Origin of the sequence: Paenibacillus pabuli, from assembly GCF_039831995.1 — a bacterium.
GTDB lineage: Bacteria > Bacillota > Bacilli > Paenibacillales > Paenibacillaceae > Paenibacillus > Paenibacillus pabuli_C.
Map to the genome: position 1 here is coordinate 369,083 of NZ_JBDOIO010000003.1, position 25,798 is coordinate 394,880.

Genomic DNA, 25,798 nt, shown 5'->3' on the forward strand with positions numbered 1-25,798 from the left:
AATATTTTATGACAAACCTCGCTCATAAGCAAAATCAACTTGTTATTATACTTACCGGTAAGTATAATAAATTGAAGCCAACACAGTAACGAATAAAGGTGGAATTTAGGGTGAAAACAGCACAACGCAATAACAAGTGGAAAAAAATCCTGATATGGTCTTGTTTATCGGTAATTATAATCGTAGCTGGACTATTCGTTTATCTCCAATCGATTACGTATAATCCGTCGGAACGAGCTGAAGCTGCCCTGAAACCAGATGGACAGATTAGCATAACCAAGATCAAAAATGGCTATCGATTTGAACCTGAGGGCGCAGAGACCGTAGAACCAAACATTGTTTTTTATCCGGGAGGCTTGGTGGAACCGGCAGGTTACGCTCCATTTGCTAAAAAACTGGCAGAAGAAGGGCATAGAGTATATGTAGCAAATATGCCGTTAAATTTAGCCATGTTCGGGCAGAACAAGGCAGATTCATTTATTGAAGAACATCCCGACGAAGCTTTTGTCATTGGTGGACATTCGCTAGGAGGGGTCTTCGCATCACGGTATGCTGCCCAGCATACAGACACGCTGGAAGGTGTCTTTTACTTAGCATCATACGCCGACGAAAGTGGAAGCTTAACGGAGACCGACTTGTCTGCATTGCAGATCACAGGTACTGATGATGGTGTACTGAACATCGAAAGTTGGGAAGATGCCAAAATAAATCTTCCGGAAGACACGACATTTGTAAGCATTCAAGGCGGAAATCATGGGCAGTTTGGTTCATACGGAGAACAAAAAGGAGATCATACACCTGCCATTACTGAAGAACAGCAATTGGAAGAGGTAGTGAAGGGGCTCGAAGAATGGTTTAAACGGTTAAATCGCTAATATCTACTTGTGACTCAACAAAAACCTTGAATTGAAACCATTTATTAATCACCTTCGTATGTACTATGATACATAGTAGGCAAAATTAGGAATTTATTCAAGGAGGAAGATTATTGAAAAAGAGCACAAAGTGGGTATTGTGGATTTTGGGATTCATATTGGCAACCATTTTTATTCATTTTTTCATGAATTTATTTAGTTTCGCTTATGCGTTGATTACCGTGCTCTTACTTGCCTTTATGGGGTGGGGATTCTTAGCAAAGTTGAAGAATGACGTTCGTCAGCATGAAGATCATTATAGAAGAGAGTCACAATCTAGCTTAGACGATATCGAAAGGTACACCAGGTAGTTAATATCACATCATTCACAGAAAACAGCCGCCTATTTCTAGGGCGGTTTTTCTATCTCATTAGACAAAATGATGTGCTTGGTAAATAAGGTGCAGAACGATAATAATTTCGTTTTGCACCTTTTTCTCTAAATTGCTATGTTAGCTTAAATAAAAGTAAGCGTCTTTACCAGCGAGATTAAGTGATCCTGATCGGCCCACAAGATGAAATAGGAATACGTACTTCCTTGAATCACAACAGGAGAAGGGTATTTGACAATAAGTGCCGCCTGATTTCTCATTTCTACGGGTTGGTCTTCCGAAGGAAATATGAAACAGGCTTCCTGTGCTTGAACCAATGCAGGAAAGATTCGTGGATTGGTTCCATAGGGTTGCAGGACATGGAAGGCTTCGGCTCTGCATACGGAGTGAATTTCCTCTTCTGAAGATATCGCCGATATCTGAAAAAATCCGTCCGATCCTTCGAATCGTTCTTCGGTAACTTTGCGCCAGTTCTGTGGATAGTAGAAGGATACTCTGTAGATCTGATTGAGAAATAATTTGTAGGGCTCAACATCATGCACTTGTGGTGACCATTGTAGAGATGTAATCCACTTGGCTTCAACAATTTTAATCGGGTTATTAGGGGAATTCAAATCAATAACCCAAATTTCGTCTGCTTGTTCTTGATTGCTGCATCCGGATAAGTATGCAAGTCGTTTCCCGTCCGGCGACCAACTAAGTGGTGTGGAGAAACAGGTGGAGACCGCCCATGTTTTTTGCTGCCCGCCAACTCGGCTGTCAGTCTGGATTAGAGAAACGTATTGATTGTTTACGATGTCTGTAGCACTGTATGCAATCGTTGAAGAGTCCGGGGACCATTCGGGAAAATAGTTCTTCGCCTGTGGTCCGCCTTGGAGTTGGTAGCTCACTCCTGTAGACAGGTTCACCGTAGTGATCAAGGAAATGCTGGCTCCCGGAGAAGTATATAAGGCAAACTCCCCGTTAGGTGATATTCTGACATTATGGAGTGGCCCTTCCGTATTTTTGGTTATTTGCTGTTTGTTCATGCCATCCCGGTTGATCTTAAATAGTTGAGTATTGCCTGCTTCATCAGGTGCTGCAAACAGGAACGCCTCTCCTGAAGGAAACCACTGGACATCGGTAACTCCATATTGAACGATCGAACCGCTGGTATGAGCGTAGATATTGTAGATCACAATCCGATTGCTTTTTACATAAGCCAAGTACTGACTATCCGGTGACCAGCTCAGTAGAGTATAAGGTTCAATTTGGTCAATCTGTGCCCATTTCCTGCTGTTTAGATTGAATACGAACACCATATTATTCTTGCCAATAAAAGTAAAACTTTGGGCATCTGGCGACCAATATGGAATTGAAAATTCCGCGCCAAGATTCTGGGTTAGCTTCATGGTCCGTCCTGTGAAAGGTTGATAAAGCCAAATGTCGTACGAACCACCCCCAACATTTGAATTAAACAGGATCGCTTCATGATAAGTAAGATTCATATTTAAATCCGCCCTTCAGATTGAATTCCTACAATATATTCAAGAAAGTAAAATGGGCGAATGCTTATAATCACTCAACTCAGGTATTTGGAACAGAGAGTGTCAAAGGTTAGCACAACGTATGATCAAAAAAAGGCATCGTTCTAATAAGAACGTGCCTTTATGATTTTATTACATATTTACGATTTACATGAACATATCCAAAATCAGAACACCAGCAAGTCCCACCAGGGAGATAATCGTTACCATGACCGACCATGTTTTTATCGTTTTACCGATACTAAGATTGAAGTACTCCTTGTAGATCCAGAATCCTGCATCATTGACATGAGAGAAAGTAACACTACCCGCACCTGCTGCGAGAACCATCAATTCCGGACTTACACCTGTTGCAGCAACCAGAGGTGCGGCAATACCAGCTGCTGTCATACCGGCTACGGTTGCAGAACCAACGGCAATCCTTAAGATGGCTGCGATCAGCCAGGTTAAAAGGAGTGGAGAGAGGGTTGAGCCTGACATCAGATCCGAAATATATTGGTCAATATGACTGTCAATCAAAACTTGCTTAAACGCACCACCACCAGCGATGATTAAGAGGATCATTCCGATTCCACTTACAGATTCACTCAGTGAGGTCATGATCTCAGGCATTTTCTTGCCCAGATTTAATCCGAAAGTAAAAATGGCAACAATGACTGAGATTAATAAAGCCACATTCGCATTACCGATGAAATCAGTTACTGGTGAAATGGCTGATTCAGGTGCAAAAATTTCGACAACGGTTTGAAGCGCGATCAAAATGACCGGTAAAAGAGCTGTGAACAGACTGATTCCGAATTTAGGAAGCTCTTCTTCTTTGAATTCCTTGGGATTAAATAGCCCTTTTGGGATATCGATCTGTAATGCTTCTTTTTTGAACAGCTTGGTATAAACAGGACCCGCAAGGATAAATGCCGGGATCGCAATAATCATGCCTAAGATCATCGTTAATCCGATATTGGCTCCAAAGACATTCGCAACGGCTGTCGGTCCAGGATGCGGAGGAACGAATCCGTGCATAGTGATAAGGGCTGCAATAACGGGCATTCCCAGATATAGAACAGGCACACGTGCAGCTCTCGCGATGGTAAATACCAATGGAATTAATACCACCACTCCAGTTTCGAAGAATAAAGCGATTCCAACAATAGCTGCCGTAATAACCGCCGCTAGCTGAGTCCGTTTTTGACCAAAGGCACTTATCATGGTGGTGGCGATACGCTGCGCACCACCGGAATCGGTCATTAACTTCCCGAGAATTCCTCCAAAAATGATAATCATCGTTAAATGTCCGAGTGTTCCGCCTAAACCGGATTCGATGGATTCGACAGCCTGAATTGGTGTCATTCCTTCCAGTACTCCAACAGCCAGGGAAACAATAATCAAGGATATGAAAGCGTTTAACTTAAAAGCCATCATTAATATGAGCAGTAGAATGACCCCAATGGTAACGGAGATAATTGGCATATATTTTCCTCTTTTCTATATTGGCTTGATCAAGGAAACCAAAATGTAAGGAGTTCACGATTTGTTTTTTATTAGTCATTTATCAGTGTTACTCCTTACAGTTTGGCCATACTAAACTTATTTTGAATTACTTCGCACTCAACATTTCAACGACTTCTCTTAAATCCGTTTTGGTACCCACGTTTCCCGGGAAGATGACATAGGAAATTCCGGGGAATTTACTTTCGCTCCCCGTTGTCCACACCGGGATACCAGGCCGAATCTGCCCAGCAACGGTAGCTCGTTTTACTTCAAGGCCGTTCGTTCCAATATCGCTCGAGGTAATCCCACCTTTAGCAATGATATACGATGGTCTTACTTCCAAACGTTTGACAATACTCGTGACGGCATCCGAAATTTTGACCGATAGTTTTAATTCCTCTTCTTTTCTGTCTTCTCCAAGATCCAATCGTTCTCTTCTGGTATAGACAGCCACATTTTTGCCTTGAAGAATCAGTTCATTGGTTGTCTCCACAACTCTATGAAGCTCGTTCTCGAATTGATCGGGTTCCAGAACAAGGTGAACATTAAATTCAACAAATTCTACTGCACTGGACTTCTTCAGTTCTTCAAACTGTTCCGTTGTTTTTTTAACATGGGATCCAATGATGACTAATCCGCCATGATTTGTGTTATCACTCATCATTTCTTTACGCGTGAGCAGGCTTTTGTCACTAACGCCTCCGATGACCTTCGTAAGTGCAGCAGCACTTCTAAACATAAAATGTTTACCTTTATTGATGGCTCGAATTAAAGCAATGGTGAAGACTTGAACATCGGAATAGTCAACCGCATTCACGATAACTTTATTGAAGTTCTCCACTTTCAACAGCTGCTGTTCAATGAGATCAATGTTGATGGCACGCAGACTTTCAAGCGAGATGTACGTCATCTGATCGGCTTTATACTGACCATTCGATTTCTCCTCAGCCCACTCCCCTAAATGTGATTTGGTATAACCAAAGGTGCGGTCCTTGGCGAATTCGGTTTCTCCAGCAGGAACCAGTTCCGTGTCATATTGAACATAGTGAATATTATCGATTGTGAAGCGTCCGCCTTCTTTGAAGAAAGGGAGGAGTATTTCACCGTCAAACCGTATATCTGACTTTGCTTCAACGGTGTCTTTTAACACTTTAGTTTCAAGTGGATAGTGGCCTCGAAGTGTGGAATCTCCACGACTAATAATGGTGAACTCACGGTTGTTTTTCTTGGCAGCTGCTACGATATTTGCAGCAATTTCCTGGTGTGCTTTTGTCGTCTCAGCAGCTGTAAATCCACGTGAATTGGTGAGAATAAAGAACATCGAATGGTCTTCCTTAAATCCTCTGTCGATGCTATCTATGGACCAATCCGTATAGACCGAGATCCCATGTACGGTTTGAACACCCGTTGGATCATCATCCAAAACGATAATTTTGGGATTAAAGTGTTGAAGCTCTTGTTCAATCATTCCATGGATAAGGTTCGTATCAGGAGAAGGAATTTTGCTGAAAACTTCTTCTACAGATCGGTTATTTGTTTTCATGTCCAAGACCCCTTACTTCGACATTTGCTAATTTTTCATAATACTGCACGATACCCCCGTGGTCGTCCATTAATTTTCCGTCAACCTTTAGCGCATGGAACATTTCTAACAGATGACTGGATAGTGGGAGAGGTACTCCAATCTCGTGAGCTGTATCCATGACATTTGTAATATCTTTCATATTGATCGCGATCGTGCCTCCTGGAGCAAAGTTTCTTTCCAGAATCAGCGGAACTTTGGCATCAAGAACTGCACTGCCCGCTAATCCGCCTCGGATCGCCTGATACATTTTATCGATATCAATGCCCGCTTTAGCTGCCAGGACAAGTGCTTCGGACATCGCAGCGATATTCAAGTTAACGATAATTTGATTCGCGAGCTTCGCTGTAACTCCACATCCGCTATCTCCAACCAAGGTAACAGCTGTCCCCATGTCAAACAATACGGACTTGGCTTGTTCGAATACGCTTTCTTTGCCGCCTACCATAATTGCTAATGTACCATCAATGGCTTTAGGTTCTCCGCCGCTAACGGGTGCATCCAAGAAGCCGACGCCTTTTTTCGCAGCTTCTTCAGCAAGAGCGATGGAAACAGCAGGAGTGATGGAACTCATATCGATAATAACCGAGCCTTCTTTGGCTCCGGATAAAATGCCTTGTTCACCCAAAACAACTGCCTGCACATGTTGAGACGCAGGGAGCATCGTGATGATGATTTCACAGTTTTCAGCGACTTCTCTTGGTGATGAAGCTGCAGTGGCACCTGATTCGACCAATATTTGAACCGCTTCCTGATTTAGGTCATTAACGGTTAATTCGTGTCCTTTTTTTCTGAGGTTTAGAGCCATCGGTTTCCCCATAATACCTAATCCAATAAAACCAATTTTTTTAGCCATGATGTTTTCCTCCTAGTAACTTTTCTAAGAAAGGCTTCTATGCCTATGAATTGAGTTAAGTACACAAACTGGATGCAAACCACGTTGAAGTTAACTTGGAATGCTGAAAACAAGAAAGTTTGATTCGGCAACCGCTTACATCGTTGTTTGCGTTTTCATTGTATACTAAAAAATAAAAATTGTATACGTTAATTCATAAAATTGTATACAATTTATGAATTAACGTATACTTTTATGATTAGACATCGTTTATTGGAATGCTTTTATGAACATAATTTGGTACTATATTTATGATGAGAAATGAAACTGAGGTGAAGTTAGTGCATGAAAATAATAGCTCACGACCGGCGTATCATCAGTGTTATGAAATTCTCCGTGACAAGATTTTAAACGGTGAGCTTCCTAGCGGTACGAAGATTGTTGAAGAGAAACTGGCTGCAGAGCTTGGAGTTAGCAGAACGCCCATAAGGGATTCTATACGAAAATTGGAGAACGAAGGATTAATTGTTCAAAAAAAAGTGGTTAAGCCGACGGAAAAGGATTTACGTAATTTATTTAATGTTCGCATATTGTTGGAAGGGTATTCAGCCAAATGCGCGGCGAATTTCCTGAAAGACAACGAGATTGAGGAACTGTATACGTATGTGGAGATCGGGAGATCGGGGACCAAAGATGAGATTATGTCGGCTAACGAAAGCTTTCACAATGACATTGTAAAAGCAAGTAATAATCCGCTCATGATCGATATTATAGACCGGATGCAGGCTATTATTTATCTGTTCAGGAAGACCGTTGTGATCTATAATCGTCCTCATCTGATTGATGAGCATGAAGAAATTTATGATGCAATCAAGTCGAGAAATGGCGAGAAAGCAGAAGAGTTGATGAAAAAACATCTGGAGAACGATCTGAACTTTTATCTTCATGTTATGAGCAATCAGTAAGAAGCAAGGGGAATCATAAAACGCCGGTGACCTTAAGAAGGTGACCGGCGTTTTTCGATTAGCGTTTCGGCATGTTGCTCTCATCCATGTACAGCAGGTTCCACCGGTGACCGTCCAGGTCGGCAAATCCGGCACCGTACATCCAGCCCTCATTTTCACTCGGTTTGCCAAAGATACTTCCTCCGGCAGATTCTACTTTTTGAATAATCGCGTCGACTTCTTCTCTGCTTTCGGCACCAAGTGAAAATATAATTTCTGCACAATGGGAAGTATCTGCGATTGTTGAACCTGTGAATTTCTCAAACACCGCCTCCGGGAAGAGCAGAAGTGTTGTTTGGCCGATGGTTAGCTTAGCTCTTTCGCTACCAACGCTCATCGCATCGAAACCAATCTCATTGAAAAAGGCAGTCGATTTCTCAACGTCTTTGACCGGCAGGTTAATCCAGATATCCTGTGACATGGCTGTAGCCTCCTGAAATATATTTTTGACTAATCCTACTATACTCTACTGCTGGCAGCAGAGACAGCACAAATTGGAAGGGTGTGGTAAAGTATAGGGGGAAATGAATAAAATGAGGAGGCTGCTAATCGTTTATGATGAAAGACTTACACCGAAAACTTGGTCCTATCATTCTGAGTAAAGATCTAATTCAGGTGGTTTTTTCGTTTTTTATTTCTGCGATCATCGGAGTTATATATAGTTTTATGATCATTGATGAGACTATAGGCGGATATATTAACAGAGTATTACCGAGTAAAGCGGGACCAGACCTTCATCAATATTTGCCTGTTGTGATTACTGTGCTAATTTACTCGTTTTTCATTCAAAAAAAGAAAAGAAATGTTCTGGAAAAAATCTCATTCACTTGTCTTCAGATCATCATTGCAATAGTAAGCTGTATATTTTCTCTTATCCTTTTATTACTGATTCAGCAATATTTCAAGAGAGCAGCTGGCTAACAGTCGGTTGCTTTTTTGATTTTCATGTTTCGATAAGGTCTGTTATCCCCGACAAGTTGTGGAACTTAAAATCGGTTTAATACTTAACAAAAAAATATGTTCTTTGCAAGATACCTGGAGGGAAGGTCATGAAAAAAACCATTTATATTGCATGCCTATTTTTATTGGGAATTTTTTTGATCGTAACCATAGAAGGATTACATTTCAACGAAACGAATGCAATACCAGGAGATGTGCAAATTGTGCGCTCCGAAGTAATGAATGATTATGGGAAAGCGGTGTTGTTTGAAGATAAGCAGGATAAGACATTCGGGATTGCTCAGTTAAAAAAAGAGTTCAATGTCCTGTACCGTTTTGGTGGAAGTACAATTGGTCATTGGATCGAGGAAGGTAAACCGTTTGAAGCTGCTGGATTTGGTGATGCGAAGCACTTCTCCGTTGCGATAAAGACGGCTAAAGATTCAAATATCAAATACATTTTCTCTAAAATAACGGCAGCCGAATAAGAGCGTGGCTCCCTGCTTGTCCGATTATTTCCTTTACTTAAGCTAGGATCAAGGCGTATAATCCGTTCAGACATCAGAGAGAGAAGAGGAGAATTGGATTCATGAATAACGGGTTAGTCAACGCTATTATTGCTTATATTATGTGGGGGGTTCTCCCGCTCTATTGGAAATTGTTTAACGATGTGCCGGCAGGCGAGATTCTGTCCCACCGGGTCGTCTGGTCGTTTGTCTTCATGGGTATTCTCGTCGCCGTCCAGCGCCGCTGGGGTGATATGAAGCGGATTGCTGCTAACCGATCACACCTGCTATCCCTCACCGCAAGCGGACTGCTGATTGCAGTGAATTGGCTCATCTTCATCTGGGCGGTCAACAATGGGCACGTTGTCGAGACAAGTCTCGGTTATTATTTGAACCCGCTGCTGAACGTGCTGCTAGCGGTTGTCTTCCTTCATGAGAAGCCAAACCGCGGCCAGTGGCTCGCCATTGCCATCGCTGGGGTCGCGGTACTCATTATCGCTATCGACTATGGTCGTTTTCCGTGGGTCGCGATCTCACTGGCTGTATCGTTTGGCTTGTATGGACTTGCTAAGAAGAAGACGGTACAAGACGCTTCTGTAGGCTTGCTGTCAGAGACGGCTGTAGTCCTGCCCATCGCGCTTGGCTACTGGATCTATTTGACTGTCATGGGAGAGTCTACGGCATGGACGCTGCCTCCATCCATGTTCGTTGGACTGATTCTTTCCGGTGTGGTAACGGCGCTGCCGCTATTATTTTTTGCGCGTGCGGCCGCACGCATGTCGCTGTCCACACTCGGATTCGTACAATTCATCGGGCCGACAATCATGCTATTCCTAAGCATATTTGTGTTTAAGGAATCGGTTTCGCCGGTTCTTCTCGTCGGCTTCGCACTGATCTGGACAGCACTCGTCGTATACGCGATATCCTCAGTTCGCGGCACAAAACTTGCGAAAGTGAGTTGAAGGCAGGGGGTCTGGTTTCGTCATTTTTCGAAGAATAGAACGGTTAAATCGGAAACTAAATATTAATTTTCAAACCGTTGATCCTGATACATTTCAACGGTTTTTTGATGTATAAATTTTCTCAGTAAGCAAGTGCATTCAGGTTCCCATTTCTCCTAGTTTGCTTACTGGAACATATCATTCGAGAAAGGCGTGATTTGCTAGTTTGTTGTCGCTCACTGCTAGTTACATATAGAAACGTTAAGAGTATCATTAGACCCGTAAGTCAGCGAGAGAATACTTATCAGTCCGAATGTGTCTGTCAGCAGAAGAAAGTACAAAAGAATGACAACCTATTCCTTGACAGCATCAAATGCCGCCGGGTAAGGAATCGGATATGATAATATTCATTAATTACAAGAGCAGAAAAGGGAGAAATGCATCATGGATATGGGGTTAAATAACAAAATAGCGTTGGTAACAGGTTCAACGAAAGGAATTGGCAAAGCGATTGCCATCCAGTTGGCCAAAGAAGGAGTCAATGTACTTATTAATGGACGGAATCATGAAGATGTTGAACGCGTAGTCGGAGAAATCAAGTCTGCCTATCCAAATACTACGCCTCAAAATGCGACAGCCGATATCGTCAATGCTGCCGAGCGGGAAGCATTGTTTGCTAAGTTCCCGCACGTTGATATTTTGGTAAATAACACCGGGATATATGAGATCATGTCTTATTACGACGTAGATGACACCGTGTGGGAAAAATACATTCAGACGAATGTGATTTCCGCAAATGCACTGACCAAATATTATATGCCCGATATGCTAAACAGCGGCTTTGGCCGGATCATCTTTATAGCGAGTGAAGAAGCCGTGATGCCAGGTCATATGCCGCAATATGCCGTCACCAAATCCATGCTGCTTTCGTTATCGAAGAGTCTGTCCAAATTGACAGTGGGGACGGAAGTAACGGTCAATACGATTATGCCTGGACCAACACTTTCAGAGCATGTACAACAGATCATTGAGAGCGTTTATCAGGATGAAAGCATGACTTTTGAGGAAAAAGAAAAAGCGTTCATGGCTGCCAATCTTCCGCAATCCGAGTTGCAGCGTTTCATCAGACCGAGCGAGATCGGCAGACTTGCTGCATTTCTATGCAGCCCTTATGCAGCTCCATTCAAAGGTTCACCGATTCGTATGGATGGGGGAATGGTCCCGACGATTTACTAATCATGATAGATTTCGAAATGATCTTATAACTGATATTCCGGGTTCCAGTTCTATTCCTTTTTCAATGATCCAATGTGCGTAAAACGAGAGTTAATTCATCCCTGTAGTTGCTGTAAAGTCACGTATTGGCGAGCGTATCGGCTCGCCTTTTTTGTTCCTGCACTTTTGGGCTCTTGGTAAGATGTTTTGTTTTCTTAAGCTCACCTTGAACAGTAGCGCCTATGAAAGGGGTTACTTCATTCTTTATTCCGATACTTGAAGGGTGTCTTTTTGTAACGTTGTTTAAACAGTTTGTAAAAGTAACTCGGATCGCTGTAGCCGATCTCATATGCGATTTCCGCTGTGTTCAGGTCGCTCTCCCGCAACAGTTTTCTGGCAACGCTTAGACGCTTGTCATTGAGCAGTTCAAGGAATCCCTTACCTAGCTCCTTCCGGATTTTGAGGGACAGATAATTTTTGTTGTACTGGAACGTCTCGGCAAGCGACTCTAGCGTCGCGTCCCGGTAGTGCCGGTCGATATAGTGAACGATCTCCATCAGCTTGGGTTTGGCCGGATTTCTTGTCCCTTCCAGCGCCCATTTCTCCAATTCGCGGCTGATCTCGTAGCTGAAGATTGAGAAGTAATTCTTAATTATTTCCTCGCGAAAAGGCTTCCTGCTGAAATGCTCAACCATCATGCCGCGCAGCACGGGCAGGATGGTTGTATTCTCTGAGGCGTCGATCAGCAGAAAATTGCGGTAGGCTGATTTCTCCCGGATTGCGTTGACAAGAAATTCGCTGAAGATCGAGTGGACCTGAACTGCTTCAAACAGTATATCAGTGGACAGGAAGTTCTCGTGTACCAATATGTTGATTAGAATATCGTCCTCACCAATTTCATCGACCCGATGAACCACATCCTTATCCATAACAACGATGTGCCCTTTTTGCAGTTCGATTTTCTCGTCGTTGACGTACTGCGTACAGCTGCCCGAATACATATAGTTGATCTCAACGAAGTCGTGTGTATGCGCCGGAATCGGGGAGAACCGCTGCTGCTTGTTGATGAAGATATTACCATCAAGGAAAAAGGCTTCTTTTGGAATCTTAGGTACCCGCTGCAGGGCGTAAGGCAGATTCAGCTCATTGATATTCTGTTTGTCAGCCAGCTGCATTCGCTCAATTTCCGTGTGCGAGCACAATTGCTCGTCCAATGTGAGCAATTCCATTATTCGCAACCCCTATACTTGATTTTTTTGATGATGTTATCGATTGGAATGAAGTAAAAACCTGAATAAAGACCATTTTTATATAAGATAATGCCATTCGTTCTGGAATATCCTTAGATTATACTTAATATTGTAAGCGTTAACAAGATGTTAGGGAAGGGATGAACACATTGAATGGTTGGATATGGTTTCCCGGAGATTTTGAGATTTATCACATCATGAAGCAAAATTTCAGCCGTGAGGAGCGCGGCTTTGATTGGCCGGCATACTGGTATGCGTCCGGTTGGAATCACAAGGTTGAGTTCTCTTGCACGTATGAACTCATGGAAACGACAACGTTTAAAGCTTTCGTCCAGGGAAAAGGATACATTGCCGTCAAGCGACAGTTGCCGGACGGTAGCAAACAGGTTGAGAAGTACCCTTTTGGTCAGGAGGTAACCTGCGCGCCAGGCAAAGTGAAGATTGAGGCGGTCGTCGCACATCTGGAGGGACTACCGAGCGTACTGGTTCAGGGTGCGATCATTCGATCGGATGAATCATGGCTGGCATCCAATCACCTCGAACACGAGCTTCCTGTAGGATTAAGCGAGCTGTTTACCCAAGCGAAGCAGAACCCGTCGGTCTTCCCGTACACGCACGAGCTGAGGGAGCCGATCTCCGTCGAACGGGTGAATGGAGGTATGCTGCTGGACTTTGGCTGCGACATCATGGCCGTGACGCAGCTTACGTTCCACGGCGAATTTCAGAGCGGTTACGCTCTGCTATGGAGAGAGCAGAACAGAGGCACTGGACGTGGACCATTGTTATCTGAAGCAGAGCATTGAGATACCGGAAGATGCCGGAATTGAGCGGATTGGAGAGAATACATTCGCCACGTGTCTGAGGGCATTTCGTTATATTTTCCTGCCTGGCGTGGAGGACGACTCGGTCATTGTCCAAGCAGATCGTCAATTCGTCGATTTCGGAGGTGTGAGCGATTTCCGTTCTTCGGATGAACGATTAAACGAGATCTGGACAATTGCCGACCGGACATTCCGTGCATGCAGCGATATATTTTTTCTAGATGGGATTAAACGGGACAAGTGGGTGTGGTCTGGCGACGCGTATCAGAGCTACTTCATTAATCAGTACAGCTTCTTCAACAAAGAGATCGTCGAGCGTACCATTTTGGGGCTTCGCGGCAGCGAACCGTTCCGTCAGCATTTGAACACCATCGTCGACTATTCGCTCTACTGGCTAATTGGTCTGGAGGAATATTATCGGACGTTCGGAGATCGCAGATTTTTGAAGACTGTATATTCAAAGATGGAATCACTCCTCAATTATTGCGAGCAGCAGATCGATGAGAATGGATTTATTTATGGGAGAACAGGCGACTGGATCTACATCGACTGGGCAGAGTTTGATAAGCAAGGGCCGCTATGCGCGGAACAGATGCTGTTGGCCCGTGCCTACGAGAGCGTCATTGCCGTTCGCGGGGCACTTGGGAAGCCGATCAACGGTCTGGATGAGAAACTGGTGAAGCTCAAGGACAACATCGAGCAATTCTATTGGGACGAGGAGAAGGGAGGTTATATCGACAGCTACGAATCCGGCAAACGCAATGTGACGAGGCACGCCAATATTTTCGCCATTTTGTTTGACTACGTGGAAGGAGCGAGAGTAGAGAACATCAAGCGAAGTGTTCTGCTGAATCCAAACATCGGCGCCATTCATACGCCATACTTCAAGTTCTGGGAGCTCGAAGTGATGGCGAAGATCGGCGAATTCGGTTATGTGATCGAACAGATCAAGTCTTATTGGGGCGGCATGCTGGACGAGGGCGCAACCACCTTCTGGGAGTATTACGATCCAAGCGAGACTGGGCCGGAGAAATATGCGATGTACGGGGACAAATACGGCAAAAGCCTCTGTCATGCGTGGGGCGCGAGCCCAATCTACCTGATTGGTCGCTATCTGCTTGGTGCTCGGCCGACTTCACCCGGATACTCCACTTTTGAAGTCGCACCCCGGGCCGAGCTTCCGGACGAACTGATCTGTACGCTGCCGGTCGGATCGGGACAGGTGACGATCGAGCTTTGTAAGGGGCAAGTGGCTGTCACCTCCAGCGTTGCCGGAGGCACCCTTCGCCTTGCCGACCGCATGATCGAACTGCCGGAGGGTCAATCTATAAGCGTTATTTTGTAGATATTCGATATTCATGAAATAAAGGAGAATAAACATGAATAAAGCAAACGAAAAGCTGTCAGGCAAAGACTGGTTTCTTGCAAGTATTGCGGGGATTGCTTCGTACCTCGATGCCGCACTGCTAGTAAGCGCCGGCATCGCCTTGGCAATCTGGTCCGACCACTTTGGCGTGAACGCATGGTGGACAGGCGTTATCAGCACAACGTTGACATTATCTGTAGCGATCGGTGCATTGTTCGGCGGACGGCTATCGGACAAATTCGGCCGCGTGCGGGTGTTCAACATTGACATTCTGTTGGTGGCGATCGGCAGCTTAATTATCGGGTTCGCCAGTAATCTGGAGACGCTGCTCGTTGGTCTGGTCATCGCTGGGCTGGCGTCGGGAGCAGATCTGCCCACCTCGCTTGCTGTTATTACGGAGCGCGTCGCGCCTGAACGGCACGGCAAAGTCATCACCATCACCGGCATGTTCTGGATCCTCGGCATTCTGCTCTCGCAGGCGCTGGGCTTCGCCACTTCGACGATGGGAATGACCGGAACACGAATGTTGTTCATCTGGATTGCTGCTGTGGCGCTGCTGAACTGGGGAGTGCGTGTGTTCTCAAGCAAGTTTCGCCAAGTCGAGCAGGAGTTGTACGAGGAGAATGCCCATAAAAATACCTCGACTCAGCCGGAGATGCGACTGACGATCAAGACCATCTTTGCCTCGAAGAGATACCTGATGCCGCTGTTGTCCGTGACTGGCTTTTATCTATTCTGGAACATTCCTGCCAACACTTGGGGGTCGTTCGTAAACTATTTTCTCGTGACGATTAACGGTCGTTCACAATCCTATTCGACAGCCCTGGGCTTCATCGCCAATGCGGCCGCGATCGCAGTATTGTTCTTCATTTATATGCGTTTCGCCGATACGAAGTACCGCTATACCATGATGAACATGGGTTTGCTGTTGTGTACCTTATCTTTCGTTGTGTCAGGCATCTTTGGCGCAACCTCTTGGGTTGTGTTCTCTATAGCTTATTTCGTCTATTCCGCCTGTAACAATCTGCACGGGGAATCGATCTTCAAGATCTGGACACAGGCATTCTATTCACCAGATATGCGGGCTAGTGCCACAGGTGTATCCATCGCGATCGTACGCATTCTGACGGCTGTCTGCTCCGTGTTCACTCCAGTTATAATGAACTATTCTCCGAATCTCTTGATGTGGCTGCTCGTTGCTTCGCTGCTGATCTGCTGGGTATTCGCCAGTATATCCACTCAGATGGTCAAAAAGTACAATATCGCTGACCCCGGAATTAAAGGGTCGGAAGTGGCAAGGAGTAGTATGGCGGTAACGCAGAAGTAGCATATTGTTATTCTAGCGTTTCTTAGAAGAGTCAAGGTCGTCTTCATAGACGGCCTTTTTTTTGTTTTGAGAATTGAAATGAAAAAATTCCTAACAAAAAAATATATTTTTACATATAAAAAATTGTGAGAAAAATGTCGAAATTGAATAAGCATAGATTTTCACTCATTGAGAGATAGGTCTATTTTTAAATTATATAGGGGGTAAATCATTTGAAGAAAAAGCTACTCATCAAAGTCATGACAACTACTGCTCTGCTTAGTGCAAGCATCCAGCCTGCTTTCGCTTCAACGGAACTGACCGATATCCAAGGTTCGTTTGCCCAAGACGCCATTCAGAAGCTAGCTGAGACCGGAATTATCAACGGGCAAGGTGATGGCAAGTTTAATCCGACTGGCAAGATAAACAGACAGGATTTCGCAATCATTCTTGCCAAAGCTCTAGGTCTGAATGTGGAAAGCGCGCCTGTACAGCCGACTTTTTCGGACATTCCGGCAGATAGTTACTCCTACAGATACGTGGAAGCTGCAACTAAAGCAGGCTTGATCAAGGGACTTGGAAATGGTACTTTCGGCTTGGGAAAAAATCTTTCCCGGGAGGATATGGCGGTACTGTTTGCCAGATCACTAAACTATACTGCAGGTGCTGATATTACAATCGGTAAAGCATCGCAGTTGAAATTCACGGATGCAAACTCCATCGCAGATTATGCCAAAGATGCGGTAGCAACGGCTGTTGAGCTTGGACTGATTAATGGAAATCGTAACGGCACCTTTAACCCGCAAGGCAGTGCCAGCCGTGAACAGGTAGCTATGGTAGCCAGTAAATTCCTAACAGCTCAGCAAAAAATAAAAGACGAGCTCGCAAATCAGCAATCCCAGGAGCAGGATAATTCAGTCCCCCCGACCATAACGCCTGAACAAACGGCGCCTGTTCCAACCGTGCCTTCTTCCAGCGGAAGCAGCAGCGGCAACAATAGTAACAGTGGAAGCCCAACTGTCCCAACTGATAGCTTAGCTCCAACGGTAGCTATCATGTCTTCCACCCCTGTTCCAGTTGGAGGGAGCGTAAGTGTAACCAGTTCCGAAACCGGTTTTGTTTATTTGGTGCCATATGAAGGCATTCCAGTGGAAGTATCCGGGCTGAATGCATTAGTAACAGAGCACCGTGCTGCAAAAGAAGCCATCACAGCAGCTAATATCCAAACCTTCATCTCGACCGAGGGACTGGCTGCCGGAATGTACCGGGCAGTAGCGGTCGATGCAGCGGGTAATATTTCCGCACCTTCAGAAGCATCGATTGAATTGATAGAGAACACCATCCAAATGACTTCAATCGAGTTTTTGGACGCCCGTACGATCGTGTTGAATTATGATGAAGAGTTGGATACGACTCATATTCCCACTGCTTTTAACGAAGACGGGGATACAATTACCTCTGATTTGGTTGTAAAAAGCTTAGACGGTGACGTTCTATATCCTATACCTTTGAGTAACGAGGATGTCGTGATTTCAGGGAAGCGAGTAATGATTAAACTGCAATTCCCGGTGCAAGTGGATGAGTATCTGTATATCTCATATCAGCCTCATGCCGAGGAAAATGCTCTTCGCACGATATCAGGCAAAAAGGCTCAGTCAATTAGTGATTACAAAATTCAATACTCAAAGGCTTATGAATCCTCACTTTCATTGTCTCTTGCACCAAGTGCTTTCTTTGTAGTTAATACTAGTTTAGCAGTTAATGAACCGATCTCACTATCTGTATCAGCCAATCCTGAAAACTACAATAAGCGCAGCATTAAGAGTTTAATTCAGGTTAAGCGGGGCGAATCGGTAGAGAACTTCCAATACAATTCTGTAGACAACGATTTTGATATTATCGATACAGAACAGCATGTGCTGGGCAGCGTAAGCGTCACTTCTACCTCTGATGCACTGACGATTACTCCAAATGGAAATAGTGGATTGTCGATAATGCCTTCTAACATGTTATTGGGAGATAATACTCAGCTTGTATTCACCCTTCATGAGGAGGGAAATGACCAAACTAAACAGGTATTACTTCCTGTTACAATTGATCAAATCAAGCCAACCGTGACGGATGCGACATATAATAACGGCAACATTACGCTGAATTTTAGTGAGTCTATCACTGTACCGTTCCCTTCTGTGGGTAGTACTACACTGGAATATGCACCTAGTGGTGATTTCACAGCAGAAGATAACAAGACACTAAATGGCAGTCCTTTGGAAATGAGTAGTCCGGAAACAGATTACCAGTATTCCTTAGTAAATAATCAGCTGGTAATCTTGTTGACGCAGCAATCCTTTAACAAATATAACTTTGCATCCCCTGGAAAGTTTCGAGTAACGCTTAATGGCTATCAAGATTACGCGAAAAACAACTTCGAGCAAGACCAGTGGGAAGTTTCTATTCCCGCTATACTCGATTGAGCCAGCCAGTCCGATTGGAGTTTGTTATCTTTCAAAGGGCAGTTCCAATCGAATTTCTGGATTATCTTTCTATAGAGCACCACGCGGTCCTCAAGCAAATGCCGCATTTCTACGCTGCTGTGGGTGCATTAGTTGAAGGGAAGCCGGCAGGAATTTCATTAGTCCATCTTCCTGCTGCTGATTCTCAACGATCGGCAAAATTACTAGATTTTTGTATTGTCCCATCGTATCGCCGGATTGGAATTGGCCTAGCTTTAATGAATAAGCTGTGCTTATTACTAAGAAAGGCCGGAGTACAGAAACTGACTGTTGAATATCTGAAGAGCGAAATAGATCAACCCATGTTATCGACTTTTTTTCAAGCTTGTGGCTTTGATCTCCCGCAACCTGGTATTTATGTTTACAGTTCATCTCTGGAGGTTCCATTAGAGTTCCCGTGGGTAAGACGCTTTTCCTTGCCTGAAAGCTTCACAACCACTCCTTTCCATTCGATTTCCCCGGAGGAACGGGAATGGATAAAAGGCGGGTTTGGAGAGTGGTACCCCTCAATTCTGGACCCGTTTGCAGAAGAAGAATTAATTGACAAAAGTCGAAGTGTGATTCTGCGCCGCCACAGGGAGGTTGTGGGATGGCTGATCTTTGAACCTTTTGATGACAAGACCATCCTGTGTAAATCCATGTTTGTCCGTATTCCATTTCAGCGTATGGCCAGAGGTGTAGCATTGATGGCCGAGGCTAGCCGGAGGCTGACAATGGATCCGGTTTATAAAGAATTGATCTTCTTTGTGGAAGTGGAAAATCAGCCGATGTTGAGATTTATTAAGAAACATGTATGTTCTCCACATATAAAAGAAGAAATTTTATGGAGATCACAGAAGACACTTCATTAGGAGTAATCGTATACTTCCTCTTAAAAGTTAAGCCTCGGCTTAACTTTTTTTTAAAGCTAGAGAAATTATTTCTGCTTCCCAAGGTTAGGGATACAAAATTAAAACGCTACTGACATCCCGTTGTCAGTAGCGTTATTTTATGATTCATGAAAAGGAAGGATGGTATTTATGAAATTTGCTTCTGTACGTATTATTACCGATGATGTGGATCGTCTTGTCCAGTTCTATGAGAAAGTCATGGGTGTTTCGGCGGAACGTCCTGCACCAGTCTTTGCTGAACTCGTTGTGCCATCGTGCACCCTGGCCATCGGTCACTCCCAGACGGTGCCATTGTTCGGAGTTGATTCCGCTGTGGCTGGCGACAATCGCAGTGTCATCCTCGAGTTTCGCGTTCATAATGTCGATGCCGAATACGAACGTTTGAAGCCATTGGTCGATGAATGGGTTAAGGAGCCAACCACAATGCCGTGGGGGAATCGAGCTGTGTTGTTCCGTGATCCAGACGGCAATCTCATTAACCTCTTTCAGCCGGTGACTGAGGAAGCGATTAAACGGTTCAGCGGAAGAGGTTGATTTATAAATTGAAAGCAGCTGATCAACAAGATCAACTGCTTTCAATTTATCATCTAACGAACAAGAGCTTGAAATGACTCACTAATCTTGTTATATGAACAGCATCTCTATTGAAAATAGCTGTACGAAAACCATAATATACAAATTATTTAGTAACTTTTTCCGGATTCGTGCGTTTAATAGTATGACTTTTAATAGATTGAAATTTGCGAGGGAGCGAAAGGGGAAAAAACAAAGAATGAATCTGAAAAGAAATATGTCCATAGTTACCGCTGTAGCTGTACTGCAAGCATTTGCAGTTGGTTCAGCAAACGCACAACCCGTGGATCAAGGGGATGCAGCAGTTGTCCAGCCCGCCAAAGTAGAATCAGTAGAGGTCATGAAGAAAGAAGTGCCGCTTACCGAGAATGAAATAAAGATAAAAAACAGCACAGCATCCTCAAAAGCTGAATCTTCTGAAGAAGGCAACGAAGCCACCAAATCAGTGGGCGTGGAGACAACACCTGCGACAGAAAATGATCCGCCTGCTAGTGGTAAAGAAACAACAACGGATGAATCCGAGGACGGTTCTGCGATTCAGGAAGGAACCTCAGAAGATGACAAGACGACAGCTACTCCAGCTCAAGTCGAGCAGCCTTCAACAGGTCAGACTACTACCGGTACATCAGGTGGAGACCTTACATTGTACATGAATAGCAATAAAATGGATCAGGATGGGATATCGTATCTTGCTGGCCAGCCAATGACTGTAAAAAACGGTGTATCCTATGTTGCGATCCGTGCACTGGTGGACCGTGTGGGGTACGGGGTAAAATACGATAACAAAACCAAGGAAACCATCATTATCAGTGGTGAAAATGAGCTCCGATTTAAAACGAACAGCAAGGTCTATACCGTTAATGGGGAGTCCAGAACAATGAAAGGCCCTGCGTATCAGCAAAAAAATACGTTTATGGTGCCGTTAACTTCCATTACTCAAGCTCTCAACATTTCCTACAAGGTGAATCAGTCAGCGAAAACAGTGGTGCTGAATCTACATAAGAAACCCGTTGCAAGCTTTGTAATTTCCCAGAAGGAAATTTTTGCGGGAGATCAAGTGGATTATGTGACTTCCTACAACTCTCCAAATGGACTGGAGCTTGCCAGCGAACGCTGGACAGGTCGTCAGGAATCGTTTGATCAAGCTGGTACATATACGATATCATATCAAGTTCAGGATTCAAACGGTCAATGGAGCGACCCCTATTCGGTTACAATTCAAGTTTTGCAGCCTAATCTTCCTCCTGTGGCTTTGTTCACAACGGACAAGGAACAATATAAGATGGGCGAAAAAATAACATATATCGACCAAAGTACAGATGATGAAGGTAAGATTGAGAAAACGGTTTGGGATAACAATCCGCTTGCATTCTTTGAACCTGGAGCCAAGACGGTGACATTGACCGTTACCGACAACCATGGTGCTACTAATACGTATTCCAAAGTGATAAACATAACCGATGAGACGTTATATAATTTTTCGGATTTTAATTTACTCTTCACTCCGGTTGGACAGAAGTTTACCTTTAATGGTGGCGAAGTGACTGCCATGGAGAAAGTGCCTTATACCTATAGAGATGAGGCAAGTTTGCTCATCCGCAGCAACAGTCCGGAAACGGTTAATACAGAAGGCATCGTGTATAAAGAATCATCTTCGGGGCAGACCCGTTTCATGATTCACCATGTGAACAATACAGGCAAAAGAGTGAAAATGTATGTTATTGCAACGAACAACAACCCATATCCAGCAGTATTCGAACAACAAAATATGGGCTTTGCTGGACCTACTCCGTTTGCTACCGTAGCCGGCAAATTGTCGATTGATAAATGGTTCAAGTCGATTCAGACTGGAGCTGATCAAAAGAAAGAGTATATAGAACCTGGAGAAAGCAAGCTGATCTTGACCGAACTCAATAAAACTCCAATGAAGGAAGGGCAAGTAATCTCGCTCTATTCCGACGCATTCAGCGATTATACCCTGGACTATAATGTTATCCTGGTTGAAGAAAATAAAGATCCGTTCGAAGCTTTACCGACGCTTCCTGTACTTGATCGGGATGGTGTGCACAACCGTGGCACGTACCCGAATGCAACACGTATCATAACGTACGATCAGCAAGTGGGAGCTACACCAGCACGTTTGCCCCTAGGAGACAACGTTAGTGACCCGAATTTGGTTGGAACAGATCCAATGGCTTACATTGAGGCTTCCAATGCAGGTAACTTTGGGGTGTTATACAAAATCACGCTCAGCAATGTGGCACCGCGTACACTAATCTCTTTTAATCCGCGTGGAGGAAAGTACTTTGGAGTAGCGCTCGTGAACGGCCAGCTTGTACAAATTGTTGATGGTAGCATATCTGTCAACAACTCGAGTGAACAGAGCGTACTCTACCGCACAGGATCCAATTCGGAAAGTGTAACAATTCTTTTCTCGGCCGCGCCAGGAAGCAACCTGCCGGTTAATCTGCTCTTTACACCGCTTCCGATGGAGAAGTAGGTCGTTGTCTCTTATAAAATTGCCGAGGAACAGGAATATGGTTCAATTAAAAGTCGCTAATATGGTCATAACCCCGTCAAGTAGACAGTTCTAAAAAGACAAAATTTAAGCTGCGGCCGTTTCCCGGTATTCTATCGGGGAACGGTCGTTTAGTTTTTTCTGAAATCGGTTTTGGTTGTAAAACAATATGTATTCGCTTACTTGCTGTTCAACCTCTGCTTTGTTTGCCGCCTTATTCAAGTATATTTTCTCGGTCTTTAAATGAGAGAAAAAAGACTCGGGTACAAGCATTATCTAAGCAATTTCCACGCCTGGAATGACTGCCTAACATGCCGAGCTGGTTCAGTTTACGGTTAAAGGGCTTCGAAGTATATTGAAATCCTTGATCCGAGTGTAGGATTACACCACTCAGATCCACGTGCTGACGGAGTCTATCCAGCGTTTCATGAACTAAAGCAAGGTCATTTCGTTCAGAAAGATGCCACGCTACAATTTCATTATTGTATAAATCCTGAATAACAGAGAGATACACAAAGTGTTCTCCAGCACGAATATAGGTAATGTCCGTAACCAGCTTCGTTCGTGGTGTATCCGCCCGAAACTGGCGCTCAAGCCGATTCGGGTTCACCACAGAGGCTTGTTTTCCAAAGAATCGACGCTTTTTTCGAATGACAGAACAGATGCCTAATTGTTTCATTAATCGGTACACCTTTTTGTGGTTGACTCGAAGGCCTTCCCGTCGTAAAGCAACGGTCATTCGAAGATAGCCAAAGTAAGGATGCACGCGATGGATGGCAAGCAAATGGGATTCTAGTTCATGTTCCTTGTGTCTACGCTCTTTTGCTGCTGCAATGCTTTTTCTCCACTTGTAATAACCCGAGCGGGAAACCGCAGCTAACTTCAAGAGCCAAGCCAGACTATGGCGTGCTCTCAGGTCCTCAATGATTTGAAATCTGGCTGCTTTACTCGTCACTCCTTGTGTAGATTTGGATACTGCTTTTTTAAGTATTCAATTTCCGCCCGCAAATACGCCATCTCTTCTTCCATACTGGAAAACTTGGTTCTAGGGCGTCCCCGTTTGGGTGCAGCAGGTTCTAGACTCATTCCCTGTTTCGCTTTGGCTGCCCACACTTGTACCTGAGATTTATTTTGAATATCTAAACGCGTCGCTACTTCACGTATACTCATATGTTCTTCGTTGACCAGCCGGACGGCCTCCAATTTCAACTCCAAGGAGTACTGCCGGTATGTTTGACCTTTTTTAGCCATGAAAAAATCCCCTTCGTTTACATGATTAAGTTCATCTTAACAGATGTCTTTTTTCTCATGTCTACTAAAAGGGGATAATACCAATATAGCGGCTTTTTTGTTTTTTTGTATAACATCAAAACTGAAGTTGATAACAAGAAGTCGTACCAATGGCTAAAGTGGACAAAGCAATGCCGATCCTGACTGGATGACGAACTACTAAGAGTAGATTTACTTACGTATGAAAATATAATCGTTATAATAGACATTTAAAGTCTTTATTAGGCGTTAGATTTTCCGTATACGTCAAAAATGCAGTGCAGAATTATTAAAAAGAGATGCAGCAATAAAATGGATAAAGTACAAATACAGGTGGGGAGAAGATGGATATTTTTGAAACTCAGTATAGGATGATCCAACAAACCAGGGAATCATTATTTCGTTATTGTGAGACGGTAACTCAGGAAGATTACGTGAGAGAAGTTGAAACATTAAGTGGAGCATCTATACGAAATTTGCATGTCCATGAAGCAGATTGCTATCCCCTAAAGTTCAAGCATCTTGGTATAGTGACAGCGTAGAATTAACAGAATTATGGTTATTTACACACACCATCACCCACGAATTTCACCATCAGGGGAAAATCGTAAAGATAGGCCGGTACCTGGGTTACATTCCACCCAAAATGAACTTGGCTAAACGTTAGCTGCTAGCTGTACGATTTCAACAGCTTTGCATCGTTAAAGCCAGAACAAGTTGGCTTCTCAAAATTGTTGACTGGCATCGTTACATTTACAGATCTTTCATATTGAATTGCATACGTGTGAGCATATCAGTCATCAGTGCGACTTCTTCTTCACTGAAATCAAGCATCATCTGGTGAACGAACTGGTTTCGATCCTGCTTAAAGTTGGCAATATGCGTGAGTCCTTGTTCAGTTAACCGGACAAACGTTTCTCTTTGGTCGATGGGATTTCTTCTTCTTGATACCAAACCATCTGCTTCCAGCTGCTTCAAATGGCGTGTAATGGCAGCACTGTCAATGTGAATGGCCTTTTGCAAATGACTTTGAGTAACCTCTTCATGAATATAGAGATGATACAGCAGAATGTACCGTGAGGAACTGATCCCCGTACAACGTTCAAATTTGGGTTTTAGTTGATTACTTATATTTTTAAGTAGAATTAACAAGTTTTCTTGCTCCAGTGAACAATTCATGTGTGCCCCTCCTTGAATGGTGCCGAATATCTTGGAAAAGCAGCCTGGTAACGAAGGCAAATCCCTTCCAAGACATTCAGCAGCTAAAGGCAACTATATCACAATCTGGTGCTTACTCGCACCAAAACATGCAGCTGATTTAACTTAAGCCCAGAATGTGGTTTCTTCGGCTGGCAGGCGGTAAGAAGTATATCCCTCGCTTGCAGCTTTTCCGATTGTCAGTAGCATGACGGGTACATAACGTTCCTTGTCCAATCCAAACACTTCGGCAATTTGATCTTTTTCATAACCGCCGATTGGATTGGTGTCATAGCCATGCGCACGGGCAACCAGCATCAATTGCATGGAAACGAGACCCGAGTCAAGCATAATGACATCATTCATTTCAGCATCAGACATGCTGTTATAGATCGGTTTGAATGCGTTTAATTGAAAGTCCTTAACATCCTGTGGCATTAAGCCAAGCTCAACGGCTTTCCCATAAATGTTTTCAGCATAATCGAAGTTGTTTTTGTCCGCAAACACGGCAATGACAGCAGAAGCTTGAGCCACTTTTTCTTTGTTGAAGCGGGACAGTGGGACGAGTTTCTCTTTTCCCTCTGGAGTATCCACAACAAGGAAGCGCCAAGGTTGCATGTTTATGGAGGAAGGGGCAGTGCTTGCTTCATTAATGATTTGAGTCATTTCTTCTCTGCTGATTTTTACGGATGAATCATAAGTCTTAATAGAGCGGCGTCCGTATATAATTTCATTGAAGTCGTTTGTTTTTTGGTATGCTTTCATAATAGTTACTCTCCCTTTATCTATTAGTTGAGGCATCAATATTTGATT

23 protein-coding genes and 1 pseudogene are annotated in these 25,798 nt (G+C 43.9%); 15 read left to right on the forward strand and 9 right to left on the reverse strand.

What is annotated here, in order from left to right; genetic code table 11:
- Positions 1–110: 110 nt before the first annotated feature.
- Complete coding sequence (locus tag ABGV42_RS03970; RefSeq protein WP_347380473.1) at positions 111–875, forward strand: alpha/beta hydrolase; 765 nt, start codon at positions 111–113, stop codon at positions 873–875.
- Positions 876–988: 113 nt separating this feature from the next.
- Positions 989–1,225 (forward strand): hypothetical protein, encoded by a 237-nt coding sequence (locus tag ABGV42_RS03975; protein ID WP_347380474.1) that lies wholly within the window; start codon positions 989–991, stop codon positions 1,223–1,225.
- Positions 1,226–1,371: 146 nt separating this feature from the next.
- On the opposite strand, the gene ABGV42_RS03980 is transcribed toward ABGV42_RS03975, so the two are convergent.
- The 4 genes from ABGV42_RS03980 to garR all read right to left on the reverse strand — a co-directional run bounded on the left by ABGV42_RS03980 (position 1,372) and on the right by garR (position 6,698).
- Complete coding sequence (locus tag ABGV42_RS03980) at positions 1,372–2,733, reverse strand: TolB family protein (RefSeq protein WP_347380475.1); 1,362 nt, start codon at positions 2,731–2,733, stop codon at positions 1,372–1,374.
- Positions 2,734–2,919: 186 nt separating this feature from the next.
- A complete protein-coding gene (locus ABGV42_RS03985) occupies positions 2,920–4,239 on the reverse strand; it encodes a gluconate:H+ symporter (protein WP_347380476.1) in 1,320 nt (439 codons plus the stop codon).
- A gap of 127 nt (positions 4,240–4,366) precedes the next feature.
- Entirely contained in the window at positions 4,367–5,803 is a 1,437-nt protein-coding gene (locus tag ABGV42_RS03990) for a four-carbon acid sugar kinase family protein (RefSeq protein ID WP_347380477.1), read from the reverse strand.
- Complete coding sequence (gene garR / locus ABGV42_RS03995) at positions 5,790–6,698, reverse strand: 2-hydroxy-3-oxopropionate reductase (RefSeq protein ID WP_347380478.1); 909 nt, start codon at positions 6,696–6,698, stop codon at positions 5,790–5,792. The genes ABGV42_RS03990 and garR overlap by 14 nt, the downstream gene beginning before the upstream one ends.
- 320 nt (positions 6,699–7,018) lie before the next feature.
- Here garR and ABGV42_RS04000 point away from each other — a divergent pair, with 320 nt between their 5' ends.
- Positions 7,019–7,642 (forward strand): GntR family transcriptional regulator, encoded by a 624-nt coding sequence (locus ABGV42_RS04000; RefSeq protein WP_431523600.1) that lies wholly within the window; start codon positions 7,019–7,021, stop codon positions 7,640–7,642.
- 58 nt (positions 7,643–7,700) lie between these two features.
- Here the strand turns inward: ABGV42_RS04000 and ABGV42_RS04005 are convergent, their stop codons facing one another.
- Positions 7,701–8,102: a VOC family protein gene (locus ABGV42_RS04005; protein WP_347380479.1), complete on the reverse strand. Its 402-nt coding sequence runs from the start codon at positions 8,100–8,102 to the stop codon at positions 7,701–7,703.
- Positions 8,103–8,236: 134 nt separating this feature from the next.
- Here ABGV42_RS04005 and ABGV42_RS04010 point away from each other — a divergent pair, with 134 nt between their 5' ends.
- From ABGV42_RS04010 to ABGV42_RS04025, 4 genes are all read left to right on the forward strand, one after another.
- Entirely contained in the window at positions 8,237–8,602 is a 366-nt protein-coding gene (locus ABGV42_RS04010; protein WP_347380480.1) for a hypothetical protein, read from the forward strand.
- A 128-nt stretch (positions 8,603–8,730) separates the two neighbouring features.
- Positions 8,731–9,108, forward strand: coding sequence for a hypothetical protein (locus ABGV42_RS04015; protein WP_347380481.1), 378 nt, complete (start codon positions 8,731–8,733; stop codon positions 9,106–9,108).
- A gap of 101 nt (positions 9,109–9,209) precedes the next feature.
- On the forward strand, positions 9,210–10,088 hold the full coding sequence (rarD, locus tag ABGV42_RS04020) for an EamA family transporter RarD (RefSeq protein WP_347380482.1): 879 nt from the start codon (positions 9,210–9,212) through the stop codon (positions 10,086–10,088).
- A 423-nt stretch (positions 10,089–10,511) separates the two neighbouring features.
- Positions 10,512–11,303 (forward strand): SDR family NAD(P)-dependent oxidoreductase, encoded by a 792-nt coding sequence (locus tag ABGV42_RS04025; RefSeq protein WP_347380483.1) that lies wholly within the window; start codon positions 10,512–10,514, stop codon positions 11,301–11,303.
- A 236-nt stretch (positions 11,304–11,539) separates the two neighbouring features.
- Here ABGV42_RS04025 and ABGV42_RS04030 read toward each other — a convergent pair whose 3' ends face one another.
- Positions 11,540–12,511, reverse strand: coding sequence for an AraC family transcriptional regulator (locus tag ABGV42_RS04030; protein ID WP_347380484.1), 972 nt, complete (start codon positions 12,509–12,511; stop codon positions 11,540–11,542).
- A 161-nt stretch (positions 12,512–12,672) separates the two neighbouring features.
- Here ABGV42_RS04030 and ABGV42_RS04035 point away from each other — a divergent pair, with 161 nt between their 5' ends.
- From ABGV42_RS04035 to ABGV42_RS04065, 7 genes are all read left to right on the forward strand, one after another.
- Positions 12,673–13,335 (forward strand): hypothetical protein, encoded by a 663-nt coding sequence (locus ABGV42_RS04035; RefSeq protein WP_347380485.1) that lies wholly within the window; start codon positions 12,673–12,675, stop codon positions 13,333–13,335.
- Entirely contained in the window at positions 13,304–14,698 is a 1,395-nt protein-coding gene (locus ABGV42_RS04040; protein ID WP_347380486.1) for a hypothetical protein, read from the forward strand. Before ABGV42_RS04035 ends, ABGV42_RS04040 begins: the two co-directional genes overlap by 32 nt.
- A 34-nt stretch (positions 14,699–14,732) precedes the next feature.
- Entirely contained in the window at positions 14,733–16,046 is a 1,314-nt protein-coding gene (locus tag ABGV42_RS04045; protein WP_347380487.1) for an MFS transporter, read from the forward strand.
- Positions 16,047–16,258: 212 nt separating this feature from the next.
- Positions 16,259–18,499: an S-layer homology domain-containing protein gene (locus tag ABGV42_RS04050; protein ID WP_347380488.1), complete on the forward strand. Its 2,241-nt coding sequence runs from the start codon at positions 16,259–16,261 to the stop codon at positions 18,497–18,499.
- Positions 18,500–18,513: 14 nt separating this feature from the next.
- Entirely contained in the window at positions 18,514–19,389 is an 876-nt protein-coding gene (locus ABGV42_RS04055) for a GNAT family N-acetyltransferase (RefSeq protein ID WP_347380489.1), read from the forward strand.
- 168 nt (positions 19,390–19,557) lie between these two features.
- Positions 19,558–19,962 carry a VOC family protein gene (locus ABGV42_RS04060; RefSeq protein WP_347380490.1) on the forward strand — a complete coding sequence of 135 codons (405 nt, stop codon included), beginning with the start codon at positions 19,558–19,560 and terminating at the stop codon, positions 19,960–19,962.
- Between the two features lie 238 nt (positions 19,963–20,200).
- A complete protein-coding gene (locus ABGV42_RS04065) occupies positions 20,201–22,501 on the forward strand; it encodes a copper amine oxidase N-terminal domain-containing protein (protein WP_347380491.1) in 2,301 nt (766 codons plus the stop codon).
- 105 nt (positions 22,502–22,606) lie between these two features.
- Here ABGV42_RS04065 and ABGV42_RS04075 read toward each other — a convergent pair.
- Positions 22,607–23,770: pseudogene (locus tag ABGV42_RS04075) on the reverse strand (IS3 family transposase).
- Positions 23,771–24,284: 514 nt separating this feature from the next.
- Between ABGV42_RS04075 and ABGV42_RS04080 the strand changes: the two are divergent.
- Complete coding sequence (locus ABGV42_RS04080; RefSeq protein WP_347380493.1) at positions 24,285–24,455, forward strand: DinB family protein; 171 nt, start codon at positions 24,285–24,287, stop codon at positions 24,453–24,455.
- Positions 24,456–24,541: 86 nt separating this feature from the next.
- Here ABGV42_RS04080 and ABGV42_RS04085 read toward each other — a convergent pair whose 3' ends face one another.
- Together ABGV42_RS04085 and ABGV42_RS04090 are read right to left on the reverse strand one after the other, a co-directional pair.
- Positions 24,542–24,967 carry a MarR family winged helix-turn-helix transcriptional regulator gene (locus ABGV42_RS04085; protein ID WP_347380494.1) on the reverse strand — a complete coding sequence of 142 codons (426 nt, stop codon included), beginning with the start codon at positions 24,965–24,967 and terminating at the stop codon, positions 24,542–24,544.
- A gap of 144 nt (positions 24,968–25,111) precedes the next feature.
- Positions 25,112–25,750, reverse strand: coding sequence for a nitroreductase family protein (locus ABGV42_RS04090; RefSeq protein ID WP_347380495.1), 639 nt, complete (start codon positions 25,748–25,750; stop codon positions 25,112–25,114).
- Positions 25,751–25,798 lie beyond the last annotated feature (48 nt).